Raw genomic sequence first — 23,699 nt, 5'->3', positions numbered from 1 at the left:
CAAAGGATATGTTTGCGACAACGTTCGCGGAGTTGCAAGAAAAATTCGGCGAAGTATTTACGAAATTTTTCCCGGGCGGCCGTGCCGAACTCCAGTTGGTGGAAGTGCCAGCGGAGGAAAACGGCGAAGGTAAAGGGCCGCAGGAACCGGGTGTGGAGATTGTGGCGCAGCCTCCTGGCAAGCGATTAAAAAATATCACCATGCTATCAGGGGGCGAAAAAACATTGACCGCAATGGCGCTGCTGTTCGCCAGTTTCTTGATCAGGCCGACGCCTTTCTGCATCCTCGATGAAATTGATGCGCCGCTCGACGAAGAAAATATCGGACGATTCACGGCGGTTTTATGTGATTTGGCTCAAGACGCCCAGTTTATGGTGATCACGCATAACAAGCGAACGATGGGAATTGCTGATTCATTGTTCGGTGTGACGATGGAGGAGCCCGGGATTTCAAAACTGGTGTCGGTGAGGCTCAGTGATTTACAACCGGCCTAGCCGGTCCAAGCAGTCAAACCCTTTGTAGTTCAGGCACTTCCGGCATCCGTTTGCTTGACTTCAAACAGGCCGTCTGTTATATCCCCACAAATTAGGCCCGAGGAGCCGACGGTTGGGTGTGTGGGAACTTCGGGCTCGCTTACAGCACCCCGTCAGTGATTTCTGGTGCCTCCTTTTCGAAAACAGAATGCCTATGAATTTAATTCGAACGATCCTCGATCGCCTCTCTGATAGCTTATTCATCGGTGTTCCGCAAAAGATGAAGCATTCGGTTGAACTTTCCAATCAACCCCCCCTTCGACTGGTCTCGGACAAGTCTGGTGCAATGCCGACCGCTGATTCATTGATGAGGCGGGCGACGAATCAGGTAGGCAGTCAGCTCGACGCCATAGATGACGCCGTTCGGCGCAGTCAAACGTGGTTTCTCGCCCGGCAGCACGCAACCGAAGGTTATTGGGTTGCAGAACTCGAAGCCGATACCACGCTCACATCCGAATACCTCATGCTGCGACGATTCCTCGATCGCGTCGATCCTGAGCGCGAACGGAAAGCGGTGCAGTATCTTCGGGCGACGCAATTGCCTGATGGCGGATGGCCGATCCACTACGGCGGGCCATCCGAAATCAGTGCATCCGTTAAGGCTTACTTTGCATTGAAGCTCAGCGGCATCTCGGCGGAGGAACCTTTCATGCAGCGCGCCTGTGAATGTATCCGCGCAAAGGGCGGAGTCGTTCAGGCTAATGTCTTCACGAAAATCGCTTTGGCGTTGTTCGACCAGTACGACTGGGAAGGCATCCCTCATATGCCTGTTGAGTTGATGCTGCTTCCGAAGTGGTTCTACTTCAATATTTACGCCATTTCGTATTGGTCTCGTGCGGTGCTGATTCCGTTGTTGATCGTGTTTGCCCACAGCCCGGTGTGCCGTATTCCACAGGAACAGGGGATTGACGAACTCTACGTGGTTCCGCGCAAAGACCTGCGCTATTGGAAGTACCCTCCGTTTAATAAAGACCAAAAGTGGTTTACCCCACACAATTTCTTCGTCGCCCTGGATGCCATGCTGAAACTCTACGACCGTATGCCGCTCATGTGGCTGCGGGAGAAGGCTTTGCATCGAGCGTCAACCTGGATGTTGGAGCACATCAAGGGGAGCGGTGGCTTGGGCGCGATTTACCCTGCTATGGCTAATTCGATCATGGCCTTGCAATGTTTGGGTTACCATGTTGATGATCCTTTAGTTCGCAAAGCTTTGCAGGAAATTGAGGACTTGGAAATTTATGACACTGTTGCGATAGAAGATCGGCGTGTCGAAGCATTGCACTTGCAACCGTGCCATTCTCCTATCTGGGACACCGCATTATTGATGAACGCATTGATTGAAGCCGGGCTGCCTCAGGATCATCCTGCCCTGCAGCGAGGAGCTGCCTACTTGATGTCTCGCCAGACGAGAACGATCGGCGATTGGAAAGTCTCGTCTCCTGAAGCCGATCCGGGAGGGTGGTATTTCCAGCATGAAAACGAACTCTATCCGGATGTGGATGATTCAGCCGTGGTGTTGATGGCCCTCTCAAAAGTGAGAATAGGGCAGATGGCGGATCTGCAGCATTCCATCAAGCGGGGAGCCGCGTGGGTCGTCGCGATGCAGAGTTCAGACGGCGGGTGGGGCGCTTACGATAAGGACAACAATCGAATCGTCTTCAACTACATCCCGTTCGCCGATCACCATGCGCTACTGGATCCCAGCACGGCAGATTTGGCCGGCCGTTGTCTTGAGATGCTTGCGGCTTTGGGCTATGACCAGTCGCATCCGGCCGTGGCTCCCGCACTGGCCTTTCTCAAGCATGAGCAAGAACCGGACGGAAGTTGGTATGGTCGATGGGGGGTCAATTACATATACGGCACATGGTCGGTATTGGCTGGGCTTCGGGCTATCGGTGAGGATTTGTCCCAACCATATATCCGACGCGCTGTGGCCTGGCTCGAGTCGAAACAGAATCCGGACGGAGGATGGGGGGAATCCTGCCTTTCCTATGCTGAGCAAGAATCGGCCGGGAAGGGTGACAGCACGCCGTCGCAGACAGCTTGGGCCCTCATGGGTTTGATGTCAGCCGGCATGACGGATTCATTCAGCGTCGCGCGTGGGATCCAATATCTTCTCCGCCATCAGATGAAGGACGGGTCGTGGGAAGAAATCATGCATACGGGCACCGGGTTCCCGCGCGTCTTTTATCTCCGGTATCACTGGTACTGCCAGTATTTCCCTCTGTGGGCACTTGCGATGTATCGGAATCTGAGGACGCGCAATACCATGCGCGCCGACGAAGTGCGGGATCAGATTCTGGCTTCAGGGTGCTATCGGGCTGATCGTTGACCTCTCAGCCGACGTCATTCGTTGGCGGGTTCCAGCATCATGTCGACTTCTCGAATACCCCCGTCGTGTTCTTTGTCGCAACGCGGTGGGAACTGGCTGCTTTGCGACGCGCATTGCCGGTAGACGGGGAAGAAACCGTCGGTGGCATACGATGTTTGGTCGGTCAAACAGCCGGTCGATCGTATTGGTTAGTCCAGTCAGGAGTCGGACCTCGGTGCGCACGTTCCGCTGCACGTGCCGTTTTGGAACGAAACTCGGTAGCTCTGGCGATTTCCTCCGGGTTTGCCGGTGCGTTGGTGCCGGCACAGGTGGGGGACCTTATTATCGGTACCGGAACGAGATCGATTTCCTTCGAAGGGACATGGAAAGAAGGAATCCAAGCCGGAATCTTCGATCAAGATCGCGTCGAGTGGATGCACTCGTTAGCAGATCAGCTTGGGATGGCAACTAAAGTCGGTGTGGTCGTATCGGCTGCCAGAGTGGTCTGTCGATCAGCTGACAAACAAGCCATTCGCCGTATAACCGGGGCAGTCGCGCTTGACATGGAGAGTGCGGCGTTGGCACAGGTCGCAGAAGAGCGAGAAATCCCTTTTCTGGTTCTTCGTACAGTCTCGGACTTGGTGGAAGAGGAGCTTCCGCTTGACTTCAATGCGTTTCTGGGGCCAAGTGCATGGAGGAAAGGTCTATACGAGTTGATGACCCATCCTGCGAGTCTTTTCGGTTTGAATCGACTGAGAAAGCAAAGCCGCCGGGCAGCCAGCCAGCTGACAGCGTTCTGTTCCGCATACGGCGAGCGGGGATTCGCTTTGAGGGATAATCATCATTGTGGGTAATTGGTCGGAAGGGACAACATGATTGAGCGACTGGGGGGCTGGGGAGTAGGTGTGATTCTGGAGATGGGTCGGATGCTGCTGTTCGTCTTGTCGTCATTCGCGTGGTTGGCCAGGCCGCCGCTGCGATTTGTTCAGATTGTCAAGCAACTGCATTTTATCGGGTATAAGTCGACCTTCGTCGTCGTACTAACGGCTGCATTTACTGGGATGGTGCTCGCGCTGCAGGGCTATTACACATTGCGGAAGTTCGGGTCCGAAGGTTTGCTCGGCTCCGCAGTGGCCTTAAGTATGATCAGAGAGCTTGGGCCTGTATTGGCGGCATTAATGGTGACAGCTCGGGCAGGGTCGGCGATGACGGCGGAGATTGGCATTATGCGGATCACGGAACAGATCGATGCATTGGATACCATGGCGATCAATCCGCTCCAATATCTCATCGCACCGAAGCTGGTGGCCGGCCTCATCGGTGTGCCGTTGTTGGTCGCGATCTTCGATGTCGTTGGGATTTACGGAGGCTACCTGGTGGGCGTGGATCTCTTGGGCGGTAACGGGGGCGCCTATTGGAATTCCATCGAGTCGGCAGTGGAATGGAAGGATGTGTACGGTGGCATTCTCAAATCGATCAGCTTTGGGCTGATCGTGAGTTGGATCTGTTGTTACAAGGGATTTTTTACGAAGCAAAGTGCCGAGGGTTTAGGGACTGCCACAACGGAAGCTGTGGTCCTTGCGTCCGTTTTGATTCTGGTGTGGGATTACTTTTTGACATCGGTGCTCCTGTAGAAGCGGGCGATTAAAATTTGTGGGGCCTGGGGCCTGCTTAGGATCGCCGCGTGGACGACTGCGGATGCGTGGCTCTTTCGGCCTCACGGAAATTGAATGATCAAGCTAGTCGGTGTTGAAAAAACCTTAGGAGGGCAGCGCGTGTTACAGGGCGTTGACCTGACGGTCCCGGTCGGTAAGCTCACGACTATTATTGGAAAGAGTGGTGAGGGTAAGAGCGTTCTTCTTAAGCATATGATCGGGCTGATGCAACCGGATCGCGGCGAAGTATGGGTTGATCACGTGGAAATTTCACGCCTCCGAGGAGCTCAATTGAACGAAGTGCGAAAGCGATTTGCCATGCTGTTTCAAGGAGCCGCTCTCTTTGATTCGCTCACGGTTTTTGAGAATGTGGCATTCCCTTTGCGCGAAAAGTTACGAATGAAGGGGCCGGACGTGGCAAGGCGGGTCGAAGAAAAACTCGATCAAGTCGGTTTAACGGGGATGGGACATAAGTATCCGGCTGAATTGAGTGGAGGGATGAAGAAACGAGCTGGGTTGGCCCGAGCGCTCGTTATGGAACCGGAGATCATCTTGTTCGACGAACCTACAACCGGGCTTGATCCGTTAATGGCCAAGTCGATCCATGATTTGATTCTGGCTATGCAGCAACGGTTCCAGTTCACGGGGATCATGGTCAGTCATGAAATTCCCGAGATATTCGGCATTTCGGATTTTGTGGCGATGTTGCGCAAAGGGAAAATTGCGGCCATGGCCCCGCCCGCGGAATTCATCAAAACCACGGATTCGGAGATCCAGGAGTTTATTTCCGTCAGCGGGCCGGTGGTATTGCCGGGGGCTTCAGCAGGCAAATAAAAGGAGTGAAGGGATGGGAAATGCCAAAATGGAGTTTGTCGTCGGCGTGTTCGTACTCGTCGGGATCCTCTGTCTCAGCTATCTCTCGATCAAGCTAGGGAAATTGGAACTCATCGGCGGGAACGTTTACGAGGTGATCGCCCAATTCAATTCGGCGTCTGGCCTCAAGCCTGGGTCGGCGGTAGAAATAGCCGGGGTGGAAGTGGGAAGGGTGCGCGCGATTACGCTCGACGAAGATCGTGCAGCGGTGACACTGGCCGTGAACGACAACGTGAACCTCTACACTGATACGATCGCCTCGATCAAGACACGTGGCATTATCGGCGAAAAATTTCTGTCCTTGTCGCCGGGCGGGGGTGGCGATCCGTTGAAGCCCGGTGATACGATTCGCGACACGGAATCCGGCTTAGATTTGGAAGAGTTGGTGAGTCAATACGTACATGGTAAAGTGAACTGATTGTTCAGATGATTGCTTGTTAATGGAAACCAGAAAGGGAGTACGGAGAAACAGATGATCAACCGTTCCGTCACTAACAATAAGATTGCCGGGGGCAGGATATTTTGGAGACTCGTGGCGCTGGCCGTCGTCTTTGGGGCGTTTAATCTGCAAAGCGCGTGGGCTGGTGGAGCGACCGACGCCATGAAAAGCACTATCGATGAAGTGCTGAGAATCCTCAATGACAAAGAGCTAAAGCAGCCTGCGAAGGCAACCGAACGGCGGGAATTGTTGGAAAAAGTAGTTGGGGATCGATTCGATTATCAAGAAATGTCCCGGAGGTCATTAGGTGCTCCCTGGGCTAAACTCTCCGATAAGGAAAAGGAAGAGTTCGTTTCTTTGTTCCAAACGTTGTTGGTGAATTCTTACGCGGACAAGGTTGAAGCCTATTCCGGTGAAGGAGTGGAATATATCAATGAACGGACCGAAAAGGACTATGCCGAGGTCCGCACGAAAGTCTTGACGGGCAAGACTGAAATTCCCTTGGACTACCGTATGTTGAACAAAGCTTCAGTCTGGCGCGTCTACGATGTCGTCGTCGATGGAGTTAGTTTGGTCAATAATTACCGTGGTCAGTTTACGAAAATACTTCGAGCCGGAACCTACGCAGAACTGATCGATCAACTCCGGAAGAAATCTGAAAAGATCAAGACCCAGTAACTCTGCCTGAGACTTGCCTTCATGATGGTGGCCCTGCGCGGCATCTGCGTTTTTCTTTCGTGCCTGTTCATAGGGGGCGGAGGCTGGTGGGCTGAGTTTGCCTGCGCTGACACCCAGATATTTCCCATCCCCTCTGCCTCAACTTCGAAGAACGATGGCAGTGACGTGGGTTTGATCGTCCCCATCTTGGTCAGCGATCCGGATGGAGAGTTGAAATACTTGTTGGCGCCGATGATCATCAAAAACTCGATCGTCGGGACTCGAGGTACCTTCAATCTATTTCGTTACGATACCGGTGGCCGGCAGATGCAATTCATCGGATCGTTTACTGAGAAAATCGAGCGCAAATTGGTGTTCGATTACACGGATCCCGCATTCAGCAACGGACGATACTTTCTGAACTTCGGCGGATCCTTTTTCAAGAACGCCACTTCACGGTTTTTCGGACTGGGACAGACGACCGTGGAAGCGGATGAAACGAATTATACCGCGCGGGAAGCTCGGGCGAATTGGCGGTTCGGAGTCTATGCGAACGAAGTGACGCAGATTGCGATCAGCCAGCGTTTCCGGCAAGTGCGGCTTCAAAAGGGTGCGACGGACCTTCCCTTCACCGGTGATCGGTTTCCAACAGTGGATGGAGTACAGGGGGAGTCGATTATCGTTGGGCATAGGGCCTCGTTTTTCTATGACACGCGAAACAATCTGGTGACACCAACCGATGGGATGGTTGTCTCTGCCTATGCGGAGCTCAATCAGAATGTCAGGAACGGGGATCATCCGGTCTATTCACGATACGATTTAGAAGTGAAGAAGCTTTTCCCGAGCGAATCAAAACGCGCGATTTTGGTGGTCCGTGCTAATCTGCAAGCCACTCTGGGATCGCAGGTGCCGTTCTTCGAGCAGAGTTCTTTGGGGGGGCAGAATAATCTTCGAGGCTATGGAGTCGATCGTTATATCGACAAGCATCTTATAGCAGCCAGCATCGAAGAACGCATCTTCATTGGGAGGACAAAGATTGCCGGGGTATCAGCCGATTTCGAGTTTGCTCCATTCTTGGACACCGGACAGGTATTCAACAGCTATAAAGACGTCAGCTTTAAAGATTATCGTATGACTCCCGGTATAGGATTTCGGGGGATTGTTCGACCAAATGTCGTTGGCCGGATCGACTATGGGTTCAGTAAAGAGGGTGGCGCGATCTTTGCGGGCCTTAATTTCCCCTACTGACACGCTTCGAGAGCGGCAACGCAGGGGCGCGTCTGTTCTTTGGGCGGTGTGGGCCTGCGCCTTCTTCTTAATGGTATTTCATGCTGAACCCGTGAACGCGGATGGTTTCGGCCCCTACCCAGTACGAAACTTTCATCCCCTTCATCAACTTGTCCTCAACATGCCGGGAGATCGTGCTGCTGTTTTGCGCAAAGGGACGCTGGATGTGCGTCTGGAAGTTGCGAATACCGCCTCGATCTATAATGAACAAACCGCGTCTGCCGCTGCCACGGCGAAATTCGAGACATTGCGCACTGGGCTGTTCCTTCGTTATGGGGCGACCGATACGATCGAAGTTGCAGTGGAAATTCCAGGGCTCTATCGCTATCGAGGTTTCATGGAAGGGGCAATCAAAACCGTCGAACGGGCAACGACGGGTCTGGCTCCAGCCAGAGCGGGGTTGGAAAACACGGGTTATCACTACGCCCTTTCGCGGGGCGGGCGGCAGGTCGTAAGTGGTTCAGAAGGGGCACTGGGACTCGGTGATACCACGGTTATGACAAAGTACCAGCTCCTCTCAGAAACCTCGACGCTTCCTGCTTTTTCCCTTCGTGCCGCCATCAAGCTTCCAACGGGGAATGAGGGAGAGTTTTTCGGGAGCGGAAGCCCTGATTTTGGAATCGGTCTCGCCGCGGAAAAGTCGCTGCTGAGTCGGTTCATTCTCTATGGCAATCTCAACGGCGTTTTCCCAACAGGCCGTATTGCAGGTATGACACTCCAGCCCACAATTTCAGGACTGGCCGCGGTCGAGTATCTTTGGTCGGGTAATCTTTCAATGACGCTGCAATTTGACTATTACTCCCCTCCCTTTCACGGGATCGGCTTGCGGGCGCTCGATAAGGGAGTTACCGAAGTCGTCGCAGGGTTCAACTACCGTGTTGCTCCCCGCTGGCTATGGCAAGTCTACGGGGTTGAAAACGTCGACTTCATAACCGGGAGCGCTGCCGATTTTACCCTGGCCACTCTCGTCACCTACCGGTTTCGGTCATGACTTTGACCGAAAGGGAGGCGGATTACGCTAACCGCTTGACATCATGGAACCTCTATGTGAGACTGACGGCTACTTATGCTAGCCACATTGCTGCTGCCCTAACCCTTTCTCAGTTCTTGTCGCCGTTATCTCATTGCCCATAAAGGAGTGACGACTATGTCGATCCTGAAGACCATCAAGAGCCCTGCTGATCTCAAGCGACTCTCTCCCGCGAAATTTCCTGCGCTGTGCCAGGAGATCCGTGAGCAGATCATCGGCGTCGTATCCAATGTCGGGGGGCATTTGGCATCAAATCTCGGCGTCGTTGAATTGACCGTCGCACTTCAATATTTGCTCGATACTCCGGATGACAAGATCGTATGGGATACCAGCAACCAGGCCTATACGCACAAGTTGCTGACGGGCCGTCGTGAGCAGTTCCATACGCTCAGGCAGTATGGCGGGTTGAGCGGTTTCACCAAGAGGGAAGAAAGCATTTACGATACCTTCAACGCAGGCCATGCTGGAACCGGCGTGTCCGCGGCGTACGGAATGGTGGAGGCCCGTGAACAGCTTGGGCAGAAGCATAAGGTTGTCTGTGTGGTCGGCGACGGAGCCATGACGGCGGGTATGACGCTGGAAGGGTTGCAGCATGCCGGAGGACTTGGGAAAGATTTTCTGGTGATCTTAAACGACAACCAAATGTCGATTTCCAAGAACGTGGGGGCGATTTCTTCCTACCTGAATCGAACCTTTACCGGCGAGTTCTATACCAAAATGCGGGAAGAAACCGGCCAGTTGCTACGCAAGATCCCGCACATCGGACTCGATGTCGAAAAGCTGGCTCGGCGGGCGGAAGAGCTGGCGAAGGGGGCGATCCTCCCTGGTCTTTTGTTCGAGGAACTCGGTTTCCGCTATGCAGGACCAATCGACGGGCACAACTTTGAGCACCTCCTGCCCACATTGGAAAATGTGCTGAAGATGAAAGGGCCGGTGCTGCTGCATGTGATCACGAAGAAAGGATTGGGCTACGAACCGGCCATGAAGAATCCCGTCTGGTTCCACGCCTGTCCGCCGTTCGTCCGGGAGACGGGCACGCCGGCAAAAAAAGCTGCCCGCCCATCTTATACGCAAATCGCCATTGAATCCTTGGCAAAACTGGCCCGAGGGGACAAACGGATTGTTGCTATCACTGCGGCCATGTGTGAGGGCACTGGCTTGAATATCTTCGAAAAAGAATTTCCTGATCGAATCTACGACGTCGGAATTGCAGAACAGCATGCAGTTACATTTGCCGCGGGCTTGGCAGCGCAAGGGATGAGACCGGTGGTGGCCATGTATGCCACGTTCTTGCAGCGGGCCTACGATCAAGTCGTGCACGACGTCGCCACACAGAATCTGCCGGTTACATTCTGTATTGACCGCGGCGGCTTGGTGGCCGAAGACGGAACAACACACCACGGGGCTTTCGACTACGCGTATCTGCGGCATATGCCGAACATGGTTGTGATGGCACCAAAGGATGAAAATGAATTGCAGCACATGTTGAAAACCGGTCTTTCTCACGATGGGCCGGCTTCTGTGCGGTATCCGCGCGGAGTGAGCCTGGGGGTCGAGATGGACGCGAGTCCGGAAGTTCTTCCCATCGGGAAGGGCGAATTGCTGCGGGAAGGAACGGACATCGCCATCGTGGCGATCGGCGTTCCCGTGTGGCAAGCGGTCAAAGCGGCGGAGCGACTCAGCGAAGACGGCTTGTCGACAGCGGTGATCAATGCTCGTTTTGCCAAACCGTTAGACGAAGAACTGATTGTCGGCCTTGCCAAGAAGGTTCGGTATGTCGTAACCGTCGAAGAAGGCTGTAAGATAGGCGGCTTCGGGTCTGCCGTCCTCGAAGCTCTATCGGAGGCGGGAGTCACTGGAGTCCGGACTAAGATTCTCGGACTGCCGGATTGGTATATTGAGCAAGGGCCTCAGGACCTGCTGAGAGAAAAGTACGGTTTGACGGCCGAGGGCATCTATCAGAGTGTGAAGGAATTGGTCGGCAAGAGTCCGGCGAGCTTGCGAGAAAAGGATCTGCTTACAGTCGGGCTCGATCATCTGCCACACGGTGACGAACAGGGAAGTTAGTAGTGAACGCAAGGGCTTAGGAGTAAGGGTCTAAGGGTGTAGTTGCATGCATATCGCTCGACGAAAGACGCGGCAGATTCAGGTCGGGAATGTGAAGATCGGCGGGGATGCGCCGGTTTCTGTTCAATCCATGTGCTCGACCGACACGCGTGACGTTCAGGCCACGGTGGAACAGATTCACCGACTGGAAGAAGTAGGGTGCGAGCTCATACGTGTTGCTGTGCCTGATGAAGAAGCCGCTGCTGCACTTCCGAAGATCAAAGCCTCAATGACGGTGCCTTTAATCGCCGACATTCATTTCGACCACCGGTTGGCATTGAAAGCGGCGGAGGTCGTCGATTGCGTCCGGATCAACCCCGGAAATATCGGCGCCTGGTGGAAAGTTGAAGAAGTCCTCAAGGCGGTGAACGACCACGGCATTCCGATTCGCGTCGGTGTGAACGGCGGCTCTCTAGAACGGCCGTTGCTGGATAAATATGGCTGGCCTTCTCCCGAAGCACTGTCGGAATCAGCACTCAACGCAGTGCGTGCGCTGGAAGACGTCGGCTTCACGAACATGAAGGTGTCTCTCAAGGCCTCCGATGTGCATCATGCAATTGACGCCTACTATCTTTTTGCGATGCAGTCGAATTATCCGCTGCATATCGGGATCACGGAAGCGGGTACGGCCATGACCGGTGCGGTAAAATCGGCCATGGGGCTCGGGTATCTGTTGGCACAGGGCATCGGTGATACGTTGAGAGTGTCCTTAGCGGCCGATCCTGTCGAAGAAGTGAAAGTCGGCTTCGAGATTTTGAAATCGCTTGAACTCCGGCATCGCGGCATCAATGTGATCGCCTGTCCAACCTGTGGCCGTGTCGAGATCGACGTGGTCAAGATGGCCAACGAGTTGGAAAAGAAGCTTGGCCACATCAAGACTCCGCTGAACGTGTCGGTGCTCGGCTGTGTCGTGAACGGCATCGGCGAGGGGAAGGAAGCGGACATCGGCATTGCCGGCGGGGAAGGGAAGGGGATTCTCTTCAAGAAGGGCAAGCTCGTCAGGAAAGTCCCGATGGATCAATTGATGGACACGTTGATTCACGAAGTCGAAATCATGGCCAAGGAAAAGGAAGTGGAAGGGAGCGGCGAAAAGGTTACTTCCAATGCTAGCGAGTGGGAATCGCTCGCGCCGGAATCAAGCCAGCCTTCAACCCTTGGGAGAGAAATCCCCGTCCTCTCAAACAAACGTTAATTTTTTTGTCTTCAGTAGCCCGTGCCCCTAGCCTCTCGTCGTTATCTCAGACTATAATGCGCCTTCTCAAGAGGCGCCGTACCCAAGTGGTAAGGGAGCAGTCTGCAAAACTGCGATGCAGCGGTTCGAACCCGCTCGGCGCCTCCAAACCGCACTTCGTGCGTACCGGCGGCTCATCGAGCGAAGCTCCTCTTTATTGTCGCCGCCGGATAAACACCACCAGTGCTTTTTCTGGTTGACCCGCGCGCGCGGATGAAACCCTCCAGTGTTCTTACTCGTTGTAGCTTCCCCGCGGCTCTTAAGGCGAAGCCTCTCCGATATTGACTCCGCGGGATAAACACCTCTGTTTCTGCCCTCCCAGTCATTTCCTCAGATCCTGTCCTCGAGCCTCCTGACCATATTGACCATAGTGGAAGGGCAGTTAGAACAGTGCTGTTCTTTGGCAGTTCCACTGATGCTGATACGGGCGAAAATTGACCTTGACGGGAGAGCAGTGGTAATATTCCCGACGTTTACATCCTACTAAACAGGCGGCATGTCGCTGCCGTTATCGATACAGATTGAACCAAGGAGAGCGGAATGGCCGTTCCGGTTTCCCAGATGTACACAGTGGCGTCGTACGTGCTCACCCAGAAGCTAAAGAGAGTGCAGCGCTACCCGCTCGTACTGATGCTCGAGCCTCTGTTTCGCTGCAATCTGGCCTGTGCCGGCTGCGGGAAAATCCAATACCCCGACCATATTCTCGACAAGCGGCTGACTCCTGAGCAGTGTTGGGCGGCGGCAGAAGAATGTGGTGCCCCGATCGTGGCGATTCCAGGTGGCGAGCCTCTGATCCATCCTGAAATCGGACGGATCGTGGAAGGGTTGGTGGCCCAGAAACGCTATCTATACGTGTGCACCAATGCGATCTTGTTGGAACGGAAGCTCAAGGAATTCAAGCCGTCGAAATATCTGACCTTCAGTGTGCACATGGATGGTTTGAAGAAGGAGCATGATTTGGCCGTCTGCCGGGACGGAGTCTACGAGATTGCCGTCAAGGCGATTAAGGAAGCGTTGAGACTAGGTCATCGTGTGACGACCAATACGACGCTTTTTGACGATGCGAATCCGGACAGGGTGCGGCAGTTCTTCGATGAAATGATGGATCTGGGGGTCGAGGGGATGATGATTTCGCCCGGCTACAGCTACCAAAAGGCGCCTGACCAGCAGCATTTCTTGAAAAAGGCCAGAACCAGGGAGTTGTTCTCGAAGATCCTGAGCCGCCCGAAACGGACCTGGAAGTTCAACCAGTCCCCCCTGTTCTTGGATTTCCTGATGGGGAAGAAGGAATATCAGTGCACGCCGTGGGGCAATCCGACGTATAACGTGTTCGGTTGGCAGAAACCCTGCTATCTCTTGCAGGAAGGCTATACGAAAACCTTCCGCGAGTTGCTCGAAGCGACGGAGTGGCAGGATTATGGCACAAGTAAGAACGAGAAGTGTGCCGAGTGCATGGTTCATTGTGGATACGAAGCGTCGGCGGTGAGCGATACGTTCGGCACGGTTTCGGGTTTTGCGAGAACGGCAAAGTTGACGCTGTTACCGACCTCTCGATGATGGCCCAGGCCATTACGATCAGGAGTTTTTGGGGAACCTTTCACCGCTCATGTTTCACCTTTCGTGATTAGACGATGACTGATACCAAGAATCACACCGTTGTGGGTGGCTCGATTGAAGGACAAGTCTTCCGTCCGTCGTCTGCAGCTGAAATTGCTGAGGCTGTCGAGTTGGCCTTTGATTACCGCGGCGATGTCACGCTCATGCTGACCTCGGGGGAATCTGTTGCGGGCTATCTCTTCAATCGGCACGCAAAGGACCAAAATCCCTCCCTTGAATTCTTTCCAGAAAACCAGCCTACTCCTCGAACCATAGCGTATTCCGCTATCGTCTCCATTGCCTTCACGGGCGAGGACACCGCAAGCGGGAAGTCGTGGGAGGCTTGGGTCTCCAAGAAAGAGTCGGAGCGTCGCGCGGAGGCCGAGCGGGTTGAGGCAGATGCAAGGGCTAGAGGGTATCTGTAAACCGCACTTCTACTTCTTCAGGTCGGCGCAAAATTACATCCTCCCACATCAGCCAGTTGCCTCAACGAGCCTCCAAAGGGCTTCTGTCAATTCGGCAAATAGCGCTGTCTTCTCGTTGACATCCCAAAGGGCCTGTGTTAGAAACATCGGCCTTAAAACTGGGCGCACTCGTATTGGCGAGGCGTGCTGTTGTCCGACCATAAAACGCGTATTCGGCAGACGAGGTTTCAGCTCAGTTTGAAGTACAGGCGGCAGAGGAAGATCATAGGGTTAGGGTTAGTCGCCGGTGCTGTGTTGGTTGCGACACCGCCTTCGTGGGTGTGGGCCACGCACGAAGCGGACCATCGGTTCACAGTCGAAGGGTTTGTCTGTGGAACTGATGGTAATGGGATAGCCGACACCGATGTCTTGGTGAAAGATACCAAGATTTCGTATGGGCAGGTCGTTAAGACCGATGGAGATGGGTACTACAAAGCCACCTTCCATCTCCATAACGAAAATCTTGGTGATCCGCTGCTTGTTGAGGCGAAGGGGGAGCAGCAGCAGCAGAAAGTTGTGTTTGACCCCAAGGATCTGGAATCGGAACGGAAGATCCAGGTCAATTTCGGCAGCGGCTGTGTTTCCGAACATGGAAGGCCACCGACCTGGGTATTTATCGTCTTGGGGGCGGCGGCTGCGGCGGTCGGCGGTTTCGTGGGGACCAAACTTTTTCGATACAAGCGGAAACAAGAGCAGAGACGAGGAAAGTCGCAGGGGAAGCGGAAGAAATAACCGAGGCGGACTGTGGGGCTGCTGTGCACCTCGCCGAATCGGTCAGTTGACATGGCGGGGGCATCACGCGTGGCTTCAAGGGATTCGTGAGATTTGACGCTTTTGCAGAAGGGGTAAGCCTTCGGTAAAAGCGTTTTTTTTCGTCTCCCGTGTGTCGATTGCGAACGAAGAGGAAAAGAAGAAAGGAGCAAAAGTCAATATGAAGATCGCACGATGGTCTCTGGTGTTTGGGCTGGGTTTGATCGTAGCGGGTTGTGGAGAGAGAGGAGAGGGTCCGATCGTTCCGCCCCCGCCTGCTCCGGGTGAATATGCCGATAAGCACATGCCTGAAGGCTGGTGGACGGATGATGCCAAGGCAGAAGAAGGCCGGAAGCTCTTTATCGGGGAAACAAACCCCGATGTAAACTGCGCCAGCTGTCATGGTAAGGATGGCAAGCCGGTCAAGGCCGGCGCGCGGGACTTCCGGACCACTGACCGCATGAAGCTCTACTCTGATTCCGTGTGGTTCTGGCGGATTTCTGAAGGCGTTCCGAATACCAAGATGAAGGCCTGGAAGACCAAGCTCTCGGAGGAAGATCGATGGAAGCTGGTCTTATTTGAACGGAACTTCGGGTTGTCCGGAAAAGGGTGGGATCCTGCCAGGAAATCCTGGGTAGCTTCTGCTGATGTCGGCAAAGCTCCAGCGGCCGCAGCACCGGCAGAGGGTGCACCTGCGGAGGCACCGGCCGAGGGGGCACCTGCGGCAACGAAGGAAGGAGCACCGGCCGCAGCACCTGCTGAGGCCCCGGCGGATGCGCCGGCAGCGGCTCCGGAGGGCAAATAGCCTTATCTAAATCCAGTGAGGAGGGGCGGCGAATCATCATGAAAACATGGCAGCGCAGTCTTATAGGTCTCTTTGCGCTTCTCGCGCTGTTCGGAGGAGCGGCATATGCACAAGCGCCTGATGCTCCACCCGTGGAATTTCCTTACACAGGCAACCGGACAGCGGTATGGATCGTCGCCCAACTTCACATCCTGTTCGCGGGGTTCATCCTCGGCGCCCCCATCTTCGTCGTGATTTCGGAATGGCTGGGTTTTAGGAAGCAGGATCCTCGCTACGATCGGTTGGCGAAGGAGGTCACCAAGGTAACCGTCATTCTTTACAGTATGACGGCGCTGACAGGCGGCTTGTTTATCTTCGTTTTACTTGCCACCTATCCGCAATTCACAACCTGGTTGATCAATCACTTCTTTATGATCTTCGCGGTCGTCTATCCGCTGCTGTTCATCGGCGAAACCGTCGTTCTCTATTTGTATTTTTACACGTGGGATGCCTGGAAAGGAGAAAAGAAGGCCCGTCATATTGCGTTAGGGGTTCTCTTGAATCTGATCGGCACGATTACACTGTTTGTGATCGACGGGCCTACGTCGTTCATGAACACGCCGGTGAAGGCTGAAGGGGTTTCGCCTGCGGATTTCTTGGCGACAGCTACCTTATGGGACAAGATATTCAACTACAGTTGGATGCCGCTTAATCTGCACCGTCTCGTGGGGAACGTGACCTTCGGTGGGTTTGTCGCGGGCCTGATCGCCGCCTACATGTATATGGGAGCCAACAAGGACGAAGAACGCTCCTATTATGACTGGATGGGGTTCGTCGGAAACCTGATTGGTGTCGGAGCGCTCTTATTCCTTCCGTTCATGGGCTACTTGCTCGCTTATGAGCTGTGCGATTACGACGCTTCGATCTGCCCCTATATGATGGCTGATCAGCTGTCGATGTTCTTCGAGATGCAGGGAGCAATGATCGGGCTCATCTTCCTCGCCAGTAATTACTATATCTGGCTGAGCATGAAACGGATCGAGGGAGTGGAGAGGGTTCGCATGACCATTCTCGCGCCGATTGTCATGATCGCGCTTCCTCTTGTGATGACTCATGTCATGACAATCTATCCGGTTCCCAATCCCATGTCCCTTGCCTTCCTGTTACCAATGTTGCTGGCACCTGTCATTCTTGGCCGGTTTATTCCGATCACGGTATCCTCGGCAACTGTCATCAAAGTCGGATTCCTGATGGTCGTCGTCGGGAACGCGATCTGGATGACGCCACATGGGTTTGTGCCGACCGGCTACAAATTGGTCGAGCATTTGGAATTGCCGTCGGAGTGGAACTTCCTCGCCCTCATGCCGGCGAAGAATTCAGCCGCTTTTACTTTGGTGTTCGTCACCGTCGTGAACTATGTCATCTACAATCGCGCCATCGGTCAGGGGACCATCGTGTGGGGCAAAATCGATTTTGTCTCTCAGTTCGTATTGATCTTCTTGGCCTTCAGTGCGATTTGGACGATGGGGTTGATGGGAGCGGTGCGGTCCTTACTGCGGAAGTATTTCCATACGTACAACCTACTTCCCGATTTCACCGCAGAGTCATTTACGCCGACCTTGGCCTATTCAGCCTGGTACATAACGGGTATTACCGTCGTGTTCTACGCGGTAGTGAGTTTCGCCATTATCGTGACATTGAGGGCGTCGCATCCGAAGGAGCATGCCCACGAGGGAAGTCCCGTCCCTTCTGGGGCAAAATAATAGACCGCCGCTGTTGATGGTGGCGGCCGAAGGCCAATCACGAGGAGTGCTATGGGGAAGGCAATTCTAAAAATCACAATAGGACTAATTATCGGTGCTGGCCTCTGGATTGGAACGATGCTGCTGGGCTTTCCCGTCATCTTCCGCTGGATGTTCTTCGCGTATGCGATGCTGGGAACCGTGGTGTTCCTGATACTGGACGCTCCGAGCCTCAAACCGATGAGCGGGGGGAAGGCGGTCGGCACGTTAATTGTCTTCTACATCGTTCTTTGCGTCGTATACATTGCCGGTGCGTCCCTCTGGCCTCAATATGACCCGGAGGATGAAAAGGGCAAGATCGAAAAGCTTCTGAGAGCCAAGCGGGCTGCAAGCGAGCTAGGGAAGGCGGAGGAACTGATTGCGCGAGCAAAGGCGCTCGATGAGCGTACAAAGGCGCTGGCCGACCGATTAAGGGCTTTGGGAATTGAGCAGGCACCGGTGGCTCAGAGCACCGGCGGATTTTCTGCTGCAATTAGCGGAACTGCAGGCGGAGACATAATGAAAAATGGCGAAGAGCAGTGGGAGTTGCAGGAATGCTACAACTGCCACAAGCTCAGGGGCCAAGGCGGCAAGAAGCGTGGTCCTGAGCTCGACAACATAGGAAGCTATATGACGGTCGAGCAAATCGCCGAGAAAATCTTGGATCCCAAGAGCTGGATGGCAGAGGGTTTCGAAAAGGAATACAAGAAGAAAAAAATGCCGGATAAGTATCGAGATCTCATGGAAGAAAGGGATGTCGTCGCTCTCGCGACCTGGTTGAGTACGTTCAAGAATACAGCGGTCAATACCCCGAAGCCGATCAAACAATAATCATGATGCAGCCGAAGTTGAAATCAAAGGTCCGTTGCACGGATCGCGAAATCGGAGAAGTGACCAACGTTGTGGTGGATCCGCTTTCGCACGAGATCAGCCATATCGTCGTCTCTATGAACGGGAGCGGTGATCGCCAAGTGGATATGGGGTATGTGCAATCGGTGATGGAAGGTTTGGTGGAGCTTCGGACCGCCTCTTCCGACATCGCCGCGCTGCCGCCATTCAAACGGGACGATTACGTGACGACGCACGAGGTAGAGATTGCTCACCTGGAGGAAAAGGTTCACGTCACGCCGGGCGAGGTGCTTGTTCCGTTCCCCGAATTGGAAAAGAGCGTCAAGCGGCGGACCTTTTTTATGAATCTCACCCACGTGGTTGGCTTCTTGATCGGCTTGCCGATCGCCTATCCGATCCTGCGCTATCTGATGAAGCCGATGTATACGCCGTTTGAGAACGGTTGGCTCAAAATCGGTAACGTGGGCAAGATCAAGCAGGAAGATATCGGTGTGCAGTTCAAGTACAAAAAAATGGTCAAAGAAGCCTATATGCCGGAAGCCGAGGTCGAAAAGAATGTATGGATTTTGAAAGCCACGCCCCCCATTCTGGAAAAGATCTATGAGGGTAATGACATGGTGTTCCGTGATGCCAAGGGGGGGGAACTCTGGACAAACAAGCAGAATATTCCTTACGTGGCCTTCTCCGGAAAATGTCCGCACCTTGGATGTGGATACAAATGGAGGAAGCACAAACTTCTCGGGGAGGTGTTCCTCTGTCCGTGCCATTTGAGCATCTATGATGCAGCGGGCAAGGTACTTGACGGTCCGGCTCCGCGGCCGTTGGATCCGTTGCCGATCAAGGTGTCAAAGAGCGGCGAAGTCGAGATCATCGATATGGAATTCAAGGCGGGAACGAAATCGCAGATTCGGATTATCTAAATGGAACATTCCAGTATTCCCGGCACAGAACCGACCGCACTTGAAAAAGTCATTGCCTTCGTCGACGAGCGCGTCGGTCTTAAGCAGATACAGGCGAAGATGCTCAACGAGCCGGTTCCAGGCGGCTCGCGCTGGGCCTATGTCTTTGGGTCTGTGCTCCTGTTCATCTTTATCATGCAGGCCGTGACCGGCATCCTCTTGATGTTCTACTATGTGCCAACGGCCGATCATGCCTACGCCAGCACGCAATACATCATCCATGACGTCGACTACGGATGGTTTCTGTTGAGTTACCACTTCTGGGGTTCGACCGCGATGGTCGTCTGCGTGTTTGCGCATATGTCGCAGGTATTTCTCTGGGGAGCCTATAAAAAGCCGAGGGAAATGATTTGGCTCGTCGGTCTGGCGCTCTTCGGTATCGTAATGGCATTCGGCTTCACAGGGTACCTGCTTCCCTGGGACCAGCGGGCCTACTGGGCCACGACGGTCGGCGTTGAGATCATGGACAAGACGCCGGTGGTCGGCGATTTCATGGCTCGCTTCCTGAAGGGGGGAGCGATACCTGGACAGATGACTCTGAGCCGGTTCTTCGTCATCCACGTGATGATTCTCCCAGCCGCCTTAATGGGACTGGCGGGATTGCATCTCTTCCTCTTCCGAGCAGCGGGCCCAGCTGGACCGTTCAGAGGCACTCCAGAGGAAATCAAGGCGAAGACGGACTATTTCTTCCCGCGTCAGATTTGGAAAGACATCGTCGGGATGGCCATCGTGTTTGCCAGTATCTGTGGATTAGCGTTCTGGGAGCCGGTGGTGTTGTTGGAAGAAGCCACGCCCGATCCCGGCGACTACCATCCGGAGCCGGAATGGTATTTCCTGTTCTTGTTCCAATTGCTGCGCCTGAAAATCTTTGCGGGCGAGTTTGGTCAGTTCCTCGGAGCGATTGCCTTACCAGGAGCCTTCATGGCATTGTTGGCCGCGTTGCCTTTTATTGATAAAGATCCCGAACGAAATATCTTCAAACGGCCCGTTTCATTGATCGGATGGATCGTCGTCATGGTCACGATTCTGCTATTTACAGTTTCCGCTATCATTAACCGGGAGTTCTTGGACTAAGCAATGGCTGACGAACGTGATTCCATGTCTCCCACGAAGATCGGATTAGGCGTCCTCTGGCCGACGTTTTGGACCGGGATTCCTATTAAGTTGGGTATCGCCGTCCTCTTTCTCGCTCTGGGAATGATCCATCTCGAGAATCGCATCGGTTTGGCGTTCCTCACGGTCCTATCAAGCCCCGTCACCGTCTTTGCACTCCCAACTCTCTCCGCGGCATTGGACTCACATATTGGCGAAGGGGCCGGGATTCCTCTTCTCTTCTTACTCTCGATCCCTATCGATATTTGGGCGCTAGGCGTCGTCGGCCGGACCTTCTTTCTGGAGAAGTTCAGGAAGGAGCCTCCTGGTGGGCTCGGATTGTCCCTATGGTGGAAGACCGCGTTGATCGGAGCAATCTATCTTCCGATCCTCTGGCTCGTCGTGGGGACCGTCACATCGACCTCGATCGACATCGCTAAATCACTCGATGAAATTGAGATGTTCAAAGGGATTCCCGTAGCCGAACGGATCTCCCTCGAGCTGACCATATGGGGGTCCGTGTCCTCTGCGGTGTTGATAATCATGCTGCTGATTGGAGTCTCGATCGTCGGCCGCATGATACGAAAAATGGCGGATTCCGCTCAGCCTGCACAGGAAAGCTATCAAGGCCTGATCACCCGCTGGGATCTTATGCGGGTTCCGGCTGATCAGGGTTTGATGTTGACGGCCATCACGGGAGCTGGTGTCGTGCTGTCGTTCCTGTTTTGGGCCGCCTTGCCGGTGACGACGCCTCATCCACACGAGTGCTGTAAAAAACCGGAAGCAGAAGCTAAAGGGCCCATTAATCCCGTCGAAGTTTTGGACAGGGATGAACAGTTGATCACTCAGTTGACGACACAAATCGAAGAGTTGGAGATGGAAAGGGCCGGAGAGGAAACGGGGAAGAGCAAGGACAAAGGAAAAGAAAAGGCAGGGAAGGAGTCGGCTCCTCCTGCGCCAAAGAAACAGTAATCTGCGAGATGGAGAGGTGAGTGCCATGCGACACCAGGGCGGATTGATACAGCGACTCTTCCAGACCTTCAATGGTCATGGTGGATGGCTCCCGGGTCTGTTGCTTGCGGCAGCCTGTTTGGCCCTTCCTTCTTTCGGGTTCGCAGAAGAGGGGACAGCAGCTGGCCCCACTGAGTATCGCGACATCCCAGGCATCGGGAGTCGCAACCTGATCTGGATCATCGCGCAGTTGCATCTCCTGCTTGCCGGGTTCGTATTGGGTGTGCCGATTTTTGCCTGGCTGTGCGAAGTCGTCGGTTGGAAAACAGGGGAGAAGCGCTACGACAAGCTCGCCAAGGAATTTACGAAGCTCCTGACTTCATCCTACGCCACGACCGCTCTCTTCGGTGGCATTCTCCTGTTCCTCCTGGTGGCGTTCTATCCCAAGCTAATGAATTACCTGACGGACATTTTCTTCCCATCCTTCATCGTGTACTGCATGCTCTTCTTAGTTGAAACCGCCACGCTCTACCTCTATTGGTACGGGTGGGATGCCATGCAGAGCGGGGGGAAAAAGACCTTCCATCTTTTCCTGGGGTTCCTGCTCAACGTTTTTGCCTTCTTCATCATGATCGTGCCGAACTCATGGGCCACTTTCCAAGCGAGCCCGGTCGTTATTGCGGAGGGGTCCGATCTCGCCAGAGCATGGGCCGCGACATGGAATCCGACCTGGTGGCCTGTGAACATTCACCGCTTGATCGCGAACGTCGTGCTGGGTGGCTTCATGTGCGGAGCTTACGCCGGAATTCGCTACCTCTCGGCAGAAAATGCCGAAGAACGCGAACACTATGACTGGATGGGATACGTCGGGAACTTCATCGGTGTGTTCGGAATGTTGCCACTGCCGTTTGCCGGATACTGGCTGATGCGGGAGGTCTATCAATACAACCAGCAGATGGGGATCACGCTGATGGGTGGCTTCCTTTCCTGGCTCTTCATTCTTCAGGCCATGCTGATCGGAGTCCTCTTTCTTGGCGCGAACTACTATTTCTGGCTCGGCATAACCTATCGAATACCCGGCTCAGAGGTGCAATACAAGAAACCCATTATGGGGATGCTAATCATCCTGTTGGTATCCCTTGGCGTCTGGATGACTCCCCACTCGCTGGTCGCGAGTCTGGAGGAGGCGAGAAAGATGGGCGGGACGCACCATCCCTTGCTTGGTGTCTTCGGCGTTATGTCGGCGAAGATGACCGTGGCCAACCTCATGATTCTGGTCACTTTCATGAGTTTTATCATGTACTGGCGTGCGGGAAAGCAGGAAACGGCTACTTGGGCCAAAGTGGCCAAGGCGTTCATGGGCGGTGTGCTAATCGTGGCCGCGATCGTCGTAATCATATTGGGTGTCTGGGGGTATTTCGTTCCAGCCATCGTCCGGATCAATTATTTTTCAGTTGCCCAGGTCTTGATCGTGCTGTTCGTGATGCTGACCATTACACCGCTCACAGCGGTTCTGCTGAAAAGCGCCAAGACGACTACGGAGATGGTCTGGGGCCGAATGCCGCCACGGGCCGGGTACTCGCTCGTGCTGAACGCGGTCATGGTCATCCTGCTCATGACGCTCATGGGCTACGCGCGCTCATCTTCTCGGGTTCACTGGCATATTTACGGTGTGATGCGTGATTCGTCAGAATATGCCTATTCTCCCGCGCTAGGCTATGCAGCGGCCTTCATGGCGTTGAACACCTTCCTCTTTTGCATGCTGGTGGCGTTCATCTTCTGGGTGGCGACTATGGGTGATAAAGGAAAGGCCGAGGGTGGCAGTGGGGGCAAGGGAGCCTTGCCGCATGGTGTGCCGGCGATGGCCGGGGGAGCTCCTGGTCTGGACAATGGAACTGTCAAACCAAAAGATGAATGACGAATGACAAATTAGGAATGTGGTGGTCAGTAATGCCACGTTCCTCATTCGTATTTTCTATTTTGCGAACCGAAGGACGCTTATGAGTGAAGTCGCGTTGTTGCAGTTGATAGGGATCTCGGTCGTGGGAGTTGGGATCGCCATTCTCCTGTTCATCCAATCCCAATTCTCTCGGGTAATCGGGTTCGTTGTGATCGTCCTCGGGCTATTCTCTCTCGTCGCGTTGGCCGTTCCCCAGATGGCATCGCTGCCGCCGGCGGAAGAGAAGTTCGACATCGCGACGGTCAAGACGCCGGCTGATATGGCTGCAATCGGGCAGAAGATTTTCTTTAGCAAAGGGCAATGTGCCCTATGCCATTCGATCGGTCCGAGCGAGTCAGCCCGTTGTCCGGATCTCAAAGGCATCGGCGCAAAATTGACGCGCGAATTCATT

General features: G+C 54.1%; 21 protein-coding genes, 1 tRNA gene and 1 pseudogene. All 23 read left to right on the top strand.

The annotated features are described in order from the left end of the window. Window positions 1-494: pseudogene (locus ACWVCN_RS01830) on the top strand (hypothetical protein); the annotation flags it as partial. A gap of 193 nt (window positions 495-687) precedes the next feature. Then, on the top strand, window positions 688-2,865 hold the full coding sequence (gene shc / locus ACWVCN_RS01825) for a squalene--hopene cyclase (protein WP_455243805.1): 2,178 nt from the start codon (window positions 688-690) through the stop codon (window positions 2,863-2,865). Then, window positions 2,862-3,698 carry a phosphorylase family protein gene (locus ACWVCN_RS01820; protein WP_455243804.1) on the top strand — a complete coding sequence of 279 codons (837 nt, stop codon included), beginning with the start codon at window positions 2,862-2,864 and terminating at the stop codon, window positions 3,696-3,698. The genes shc and ACWVCN_RS01820 overlap by 4 nt, the downstream gene beginning before the upstream one ends. 18 nt (window positions 3,699-3,716) lie before the next feature. Continuing rightward, entirely contained in the window at window positions 3,717-4,478 is a 762-nt protein-coding gene (locus tag ACWVCN_RS01815; protein WP_455243803.1) for an MlaE family ABC transporter permease, read from the top strand. Window positions 4,479-4,574: 96 nt separating this feature from the next. Next, complete coding sequence (locus tag ACWVCN_RS01810) at window positions 4,575-5,333, top strand: ABC transporter ATP-binding protein (RefSeq protein WP_455243802.1); 759 nt, start codon at window positions 4,575-4,577, stop codon at window positions 5,331-5,333. 13 nt (window positions 5,334-5,346) lie between these two features. Beyond that, complete coding sequence (mlaD, locus tag ACWVCN_RS01805; RefSeq protein ID WP_455243801.1) at window positions 5,347-5,790, top strand: outer membrane lipid asymmetry maintenance protein MlaD; 444 nt, start codon at window positions 5,347-5,349, stop codon at window positions 5,788-5,790. Window positions 5,791-5,844: 54 nt separating this feature from the next. Beyond that, complete coding sequence (locus ACWVCN_RS01800; RefSeq protein WP_455243800.1) at window positions 5,845-6,489, top strand: MlaC/ttg2D family ABC transporter substrate-binding protein; 645 nt, start codon at window positions 5,845-5,847, stop codon at window positions 6,487-6,489. A 165-nt stretch (window positions 6,490-6,654) separates the two neighbouring features. Then, window positions 6,655-7,716 (top strand): BamA/TamA family outer membrane protein, encoded by a 1,062-nt coding sequence (locus tag ACWVCN_RS01795; RefSeq protein WP_455243799.1) that lies wholly within the window; start codon window positions 6,655-6,657, stop codon window positions 7,714-7,716. Further along, window positions 7,640-8,746, top strand: a complete 1,107-nt coding sequence (locus ACWVCN_RS01790; protein WP_455243798.1) for a DUF3187 family protein — start codon at window positions 7,640-7,642, stop codon at window positions 8,744-8,746. The genes ACWVCN_RS01795 and ACWVCN_RS01790 overlap by 77 nt, the downstream gene beginning before the upstream one ends. Window positions 8,747-8,902: 156 nt before the next feature. After that, the gene (gene dxs, locus ACWVCN_RS01785) at window positions 8,903-10,852 is read left to right on the top strand and encodes a 1-deoxy-D-xylulose-5-phosphate synthase (protein ID WP_455243797.1); all 1,950 of its coding nucleotides are present in this window, start codon (window positions 8,903-8,905) and stop codon (window positions 10,850-10,852) included. 46 nt (window positions 10,853-10,898) lie between these two features. Then, window positions 10,899-12,083 (top strand): flavodoxin-dependent (E)-4-hydroxy-3-methylbut-2-enyl-diphosphate synthase, encoded by a 1,185-nt coding sequence (gene ispG / locus ACWVCN_RS01780; protein ID WP_455243796.1) that lies wholly within the window; start codon window positions 10,899-10,901, stop codon window positions 12,081-12,083. A gap of 72 nt (window positions 12,084-12,155) precedes the next feature. After that, window positions 12,156-12,230, top strand: a tRNA-Cys gene (locus ACWVCN_RS01775). A 432-nt stretch (window positions 12,231-12,662) separates the two neighbouring features. Continuing rightward, a complete protein-coding gene (hpnH, locus tag ACWVCN_RS01770) occupies window positions 12,663-13,679 on the top strand; it encodes an adenosyl-hopene transferase HpnH (RefSeq protein WP_455243795.1) in 1,017 nt (338 codons plus the stop codon). A 74-nt stretch (window positions 13,680-13,753) separates the two neighbouring features. Then, the gene (locus ACWVCN_RS01765) at window positions 13,754-14,143 is read left to right on the top strand and encodes a hypothetical protein (protein WP_455243794.1); all 390 of its coding nucleotides are present in this window, start codon (window positions 13,754-13,756) and stop codon (window positions 14,141-14,143) included. 189 nt (window positions 14,144-14,332) lie between these two features. Beyond that, entirely contained in the window at window positions 14,333-14,914 is a 582-nt protein-coding gene (locus ACWVCN_RS01760; protein WP_455243793.1) for a hypothetical protein, read from the top strand. 199 nt (window positions 14,915-15,113) lie between these two features. After that, window positions 15,114-15,737 carry a c-type cytochrome gene (locus ACWVCN_RS01755; protein ID WP_455243792.1) on the top strand — a complete coding sequence of 208 codons (624 nt, stop codon included), beginning with the start codon at window positions 15,114-15,116 and terminating at the stop codon, window positions 15,735-15,737. A gap of 38 nt (window positions 15,738-15,775) precedes the next feature. Next, window positions 15,776-17,479 (top strand): cytochrome ubiquinol oxidase subunit I, encoded by a 1,704-nt coding sequence (locus ACWVCN_RS01750; RefSeq protein ID WP_455243791.1) that lies wholly within the window; start codon window positions 15,776-15,778, stop codon window positions 17,477-17,479. A gap of 51 nt (window positions 17,480-17,530) precedes the next feature. Next, a complete protein-coding gene (locus ACWVCN_RS01745) occupies window positions 17,531-18,328 on the top strand; it encodes a c-type cytochrome (protein WP_455243790.1) in 798 nt (265 codons plus the stop codon). 2 nt (window positions 18,329-18,330) lie between these two features. After that, window positions 18,331-19,266: a QcrA and Rieske domain-containing protein gene (locus ACWVCN_RS01740; protein ID WP_455243789.1), complete on the top strand. Its 936-nt coding sequence runs from the start codon at window positions 18,331-18,333 to the stop codon at window positions 19,264-19,266. Continuing rightward, window positions 19,267-20,379, top strand: a complete 1,113-nt coding sequence (locus tag ACWVCN_RS01735) for a cytochrome b (RefSeq protein WP_455243788.1) — start codon at window positions 19,267-19,269, stop codon at window positions 20,377-20,379. It begins immediately after the preceding gene. Window positions 20,380-20,382: 3 nt separating this feature from the next. Then, window positions 20,383-21,369 carry a hypothetical protein gene (locus ACWVCN_RS01730; protein ID WP_455243787.1) on the top strand — a complete coding sequence of 329 codons (987 nt, stop codon included), beginning with the start codon at window positions 20,383-20,385 and terminating at the stop codon, window positions 21,367-21,369. Window positions 21,370-21,394: 25 nt separating this feature from the next. Further along, entirely contained in the window at window positions 21,395-23,266 is a 1,872-nt protein-coding gene (locus ACWVCN_RS01725) for a cytochrome ubiquinol oxidase subunit I (RefSeq protein WP_455243786.1), read from the top strand. An 82-nt stretch (window positions 23,267-23,348) separates the two neighbouring features. Continuing rightward, the coding region (locus ACWVCN_RS01720) for a hypothetical protein (RefSeq protein WP_455243785.1) at window positions 23,349-23,699 on the top strand (351 nt) is incomplete at its 3' end.

This window comes from Petrachloros mirabilis, from assembly GCF_975968855.1.
The sequence above is the reverse complement of the archived record's forward strand: the minus strand, read 5'-3'. Positions and strand labels throughout refer to the sequence as shown.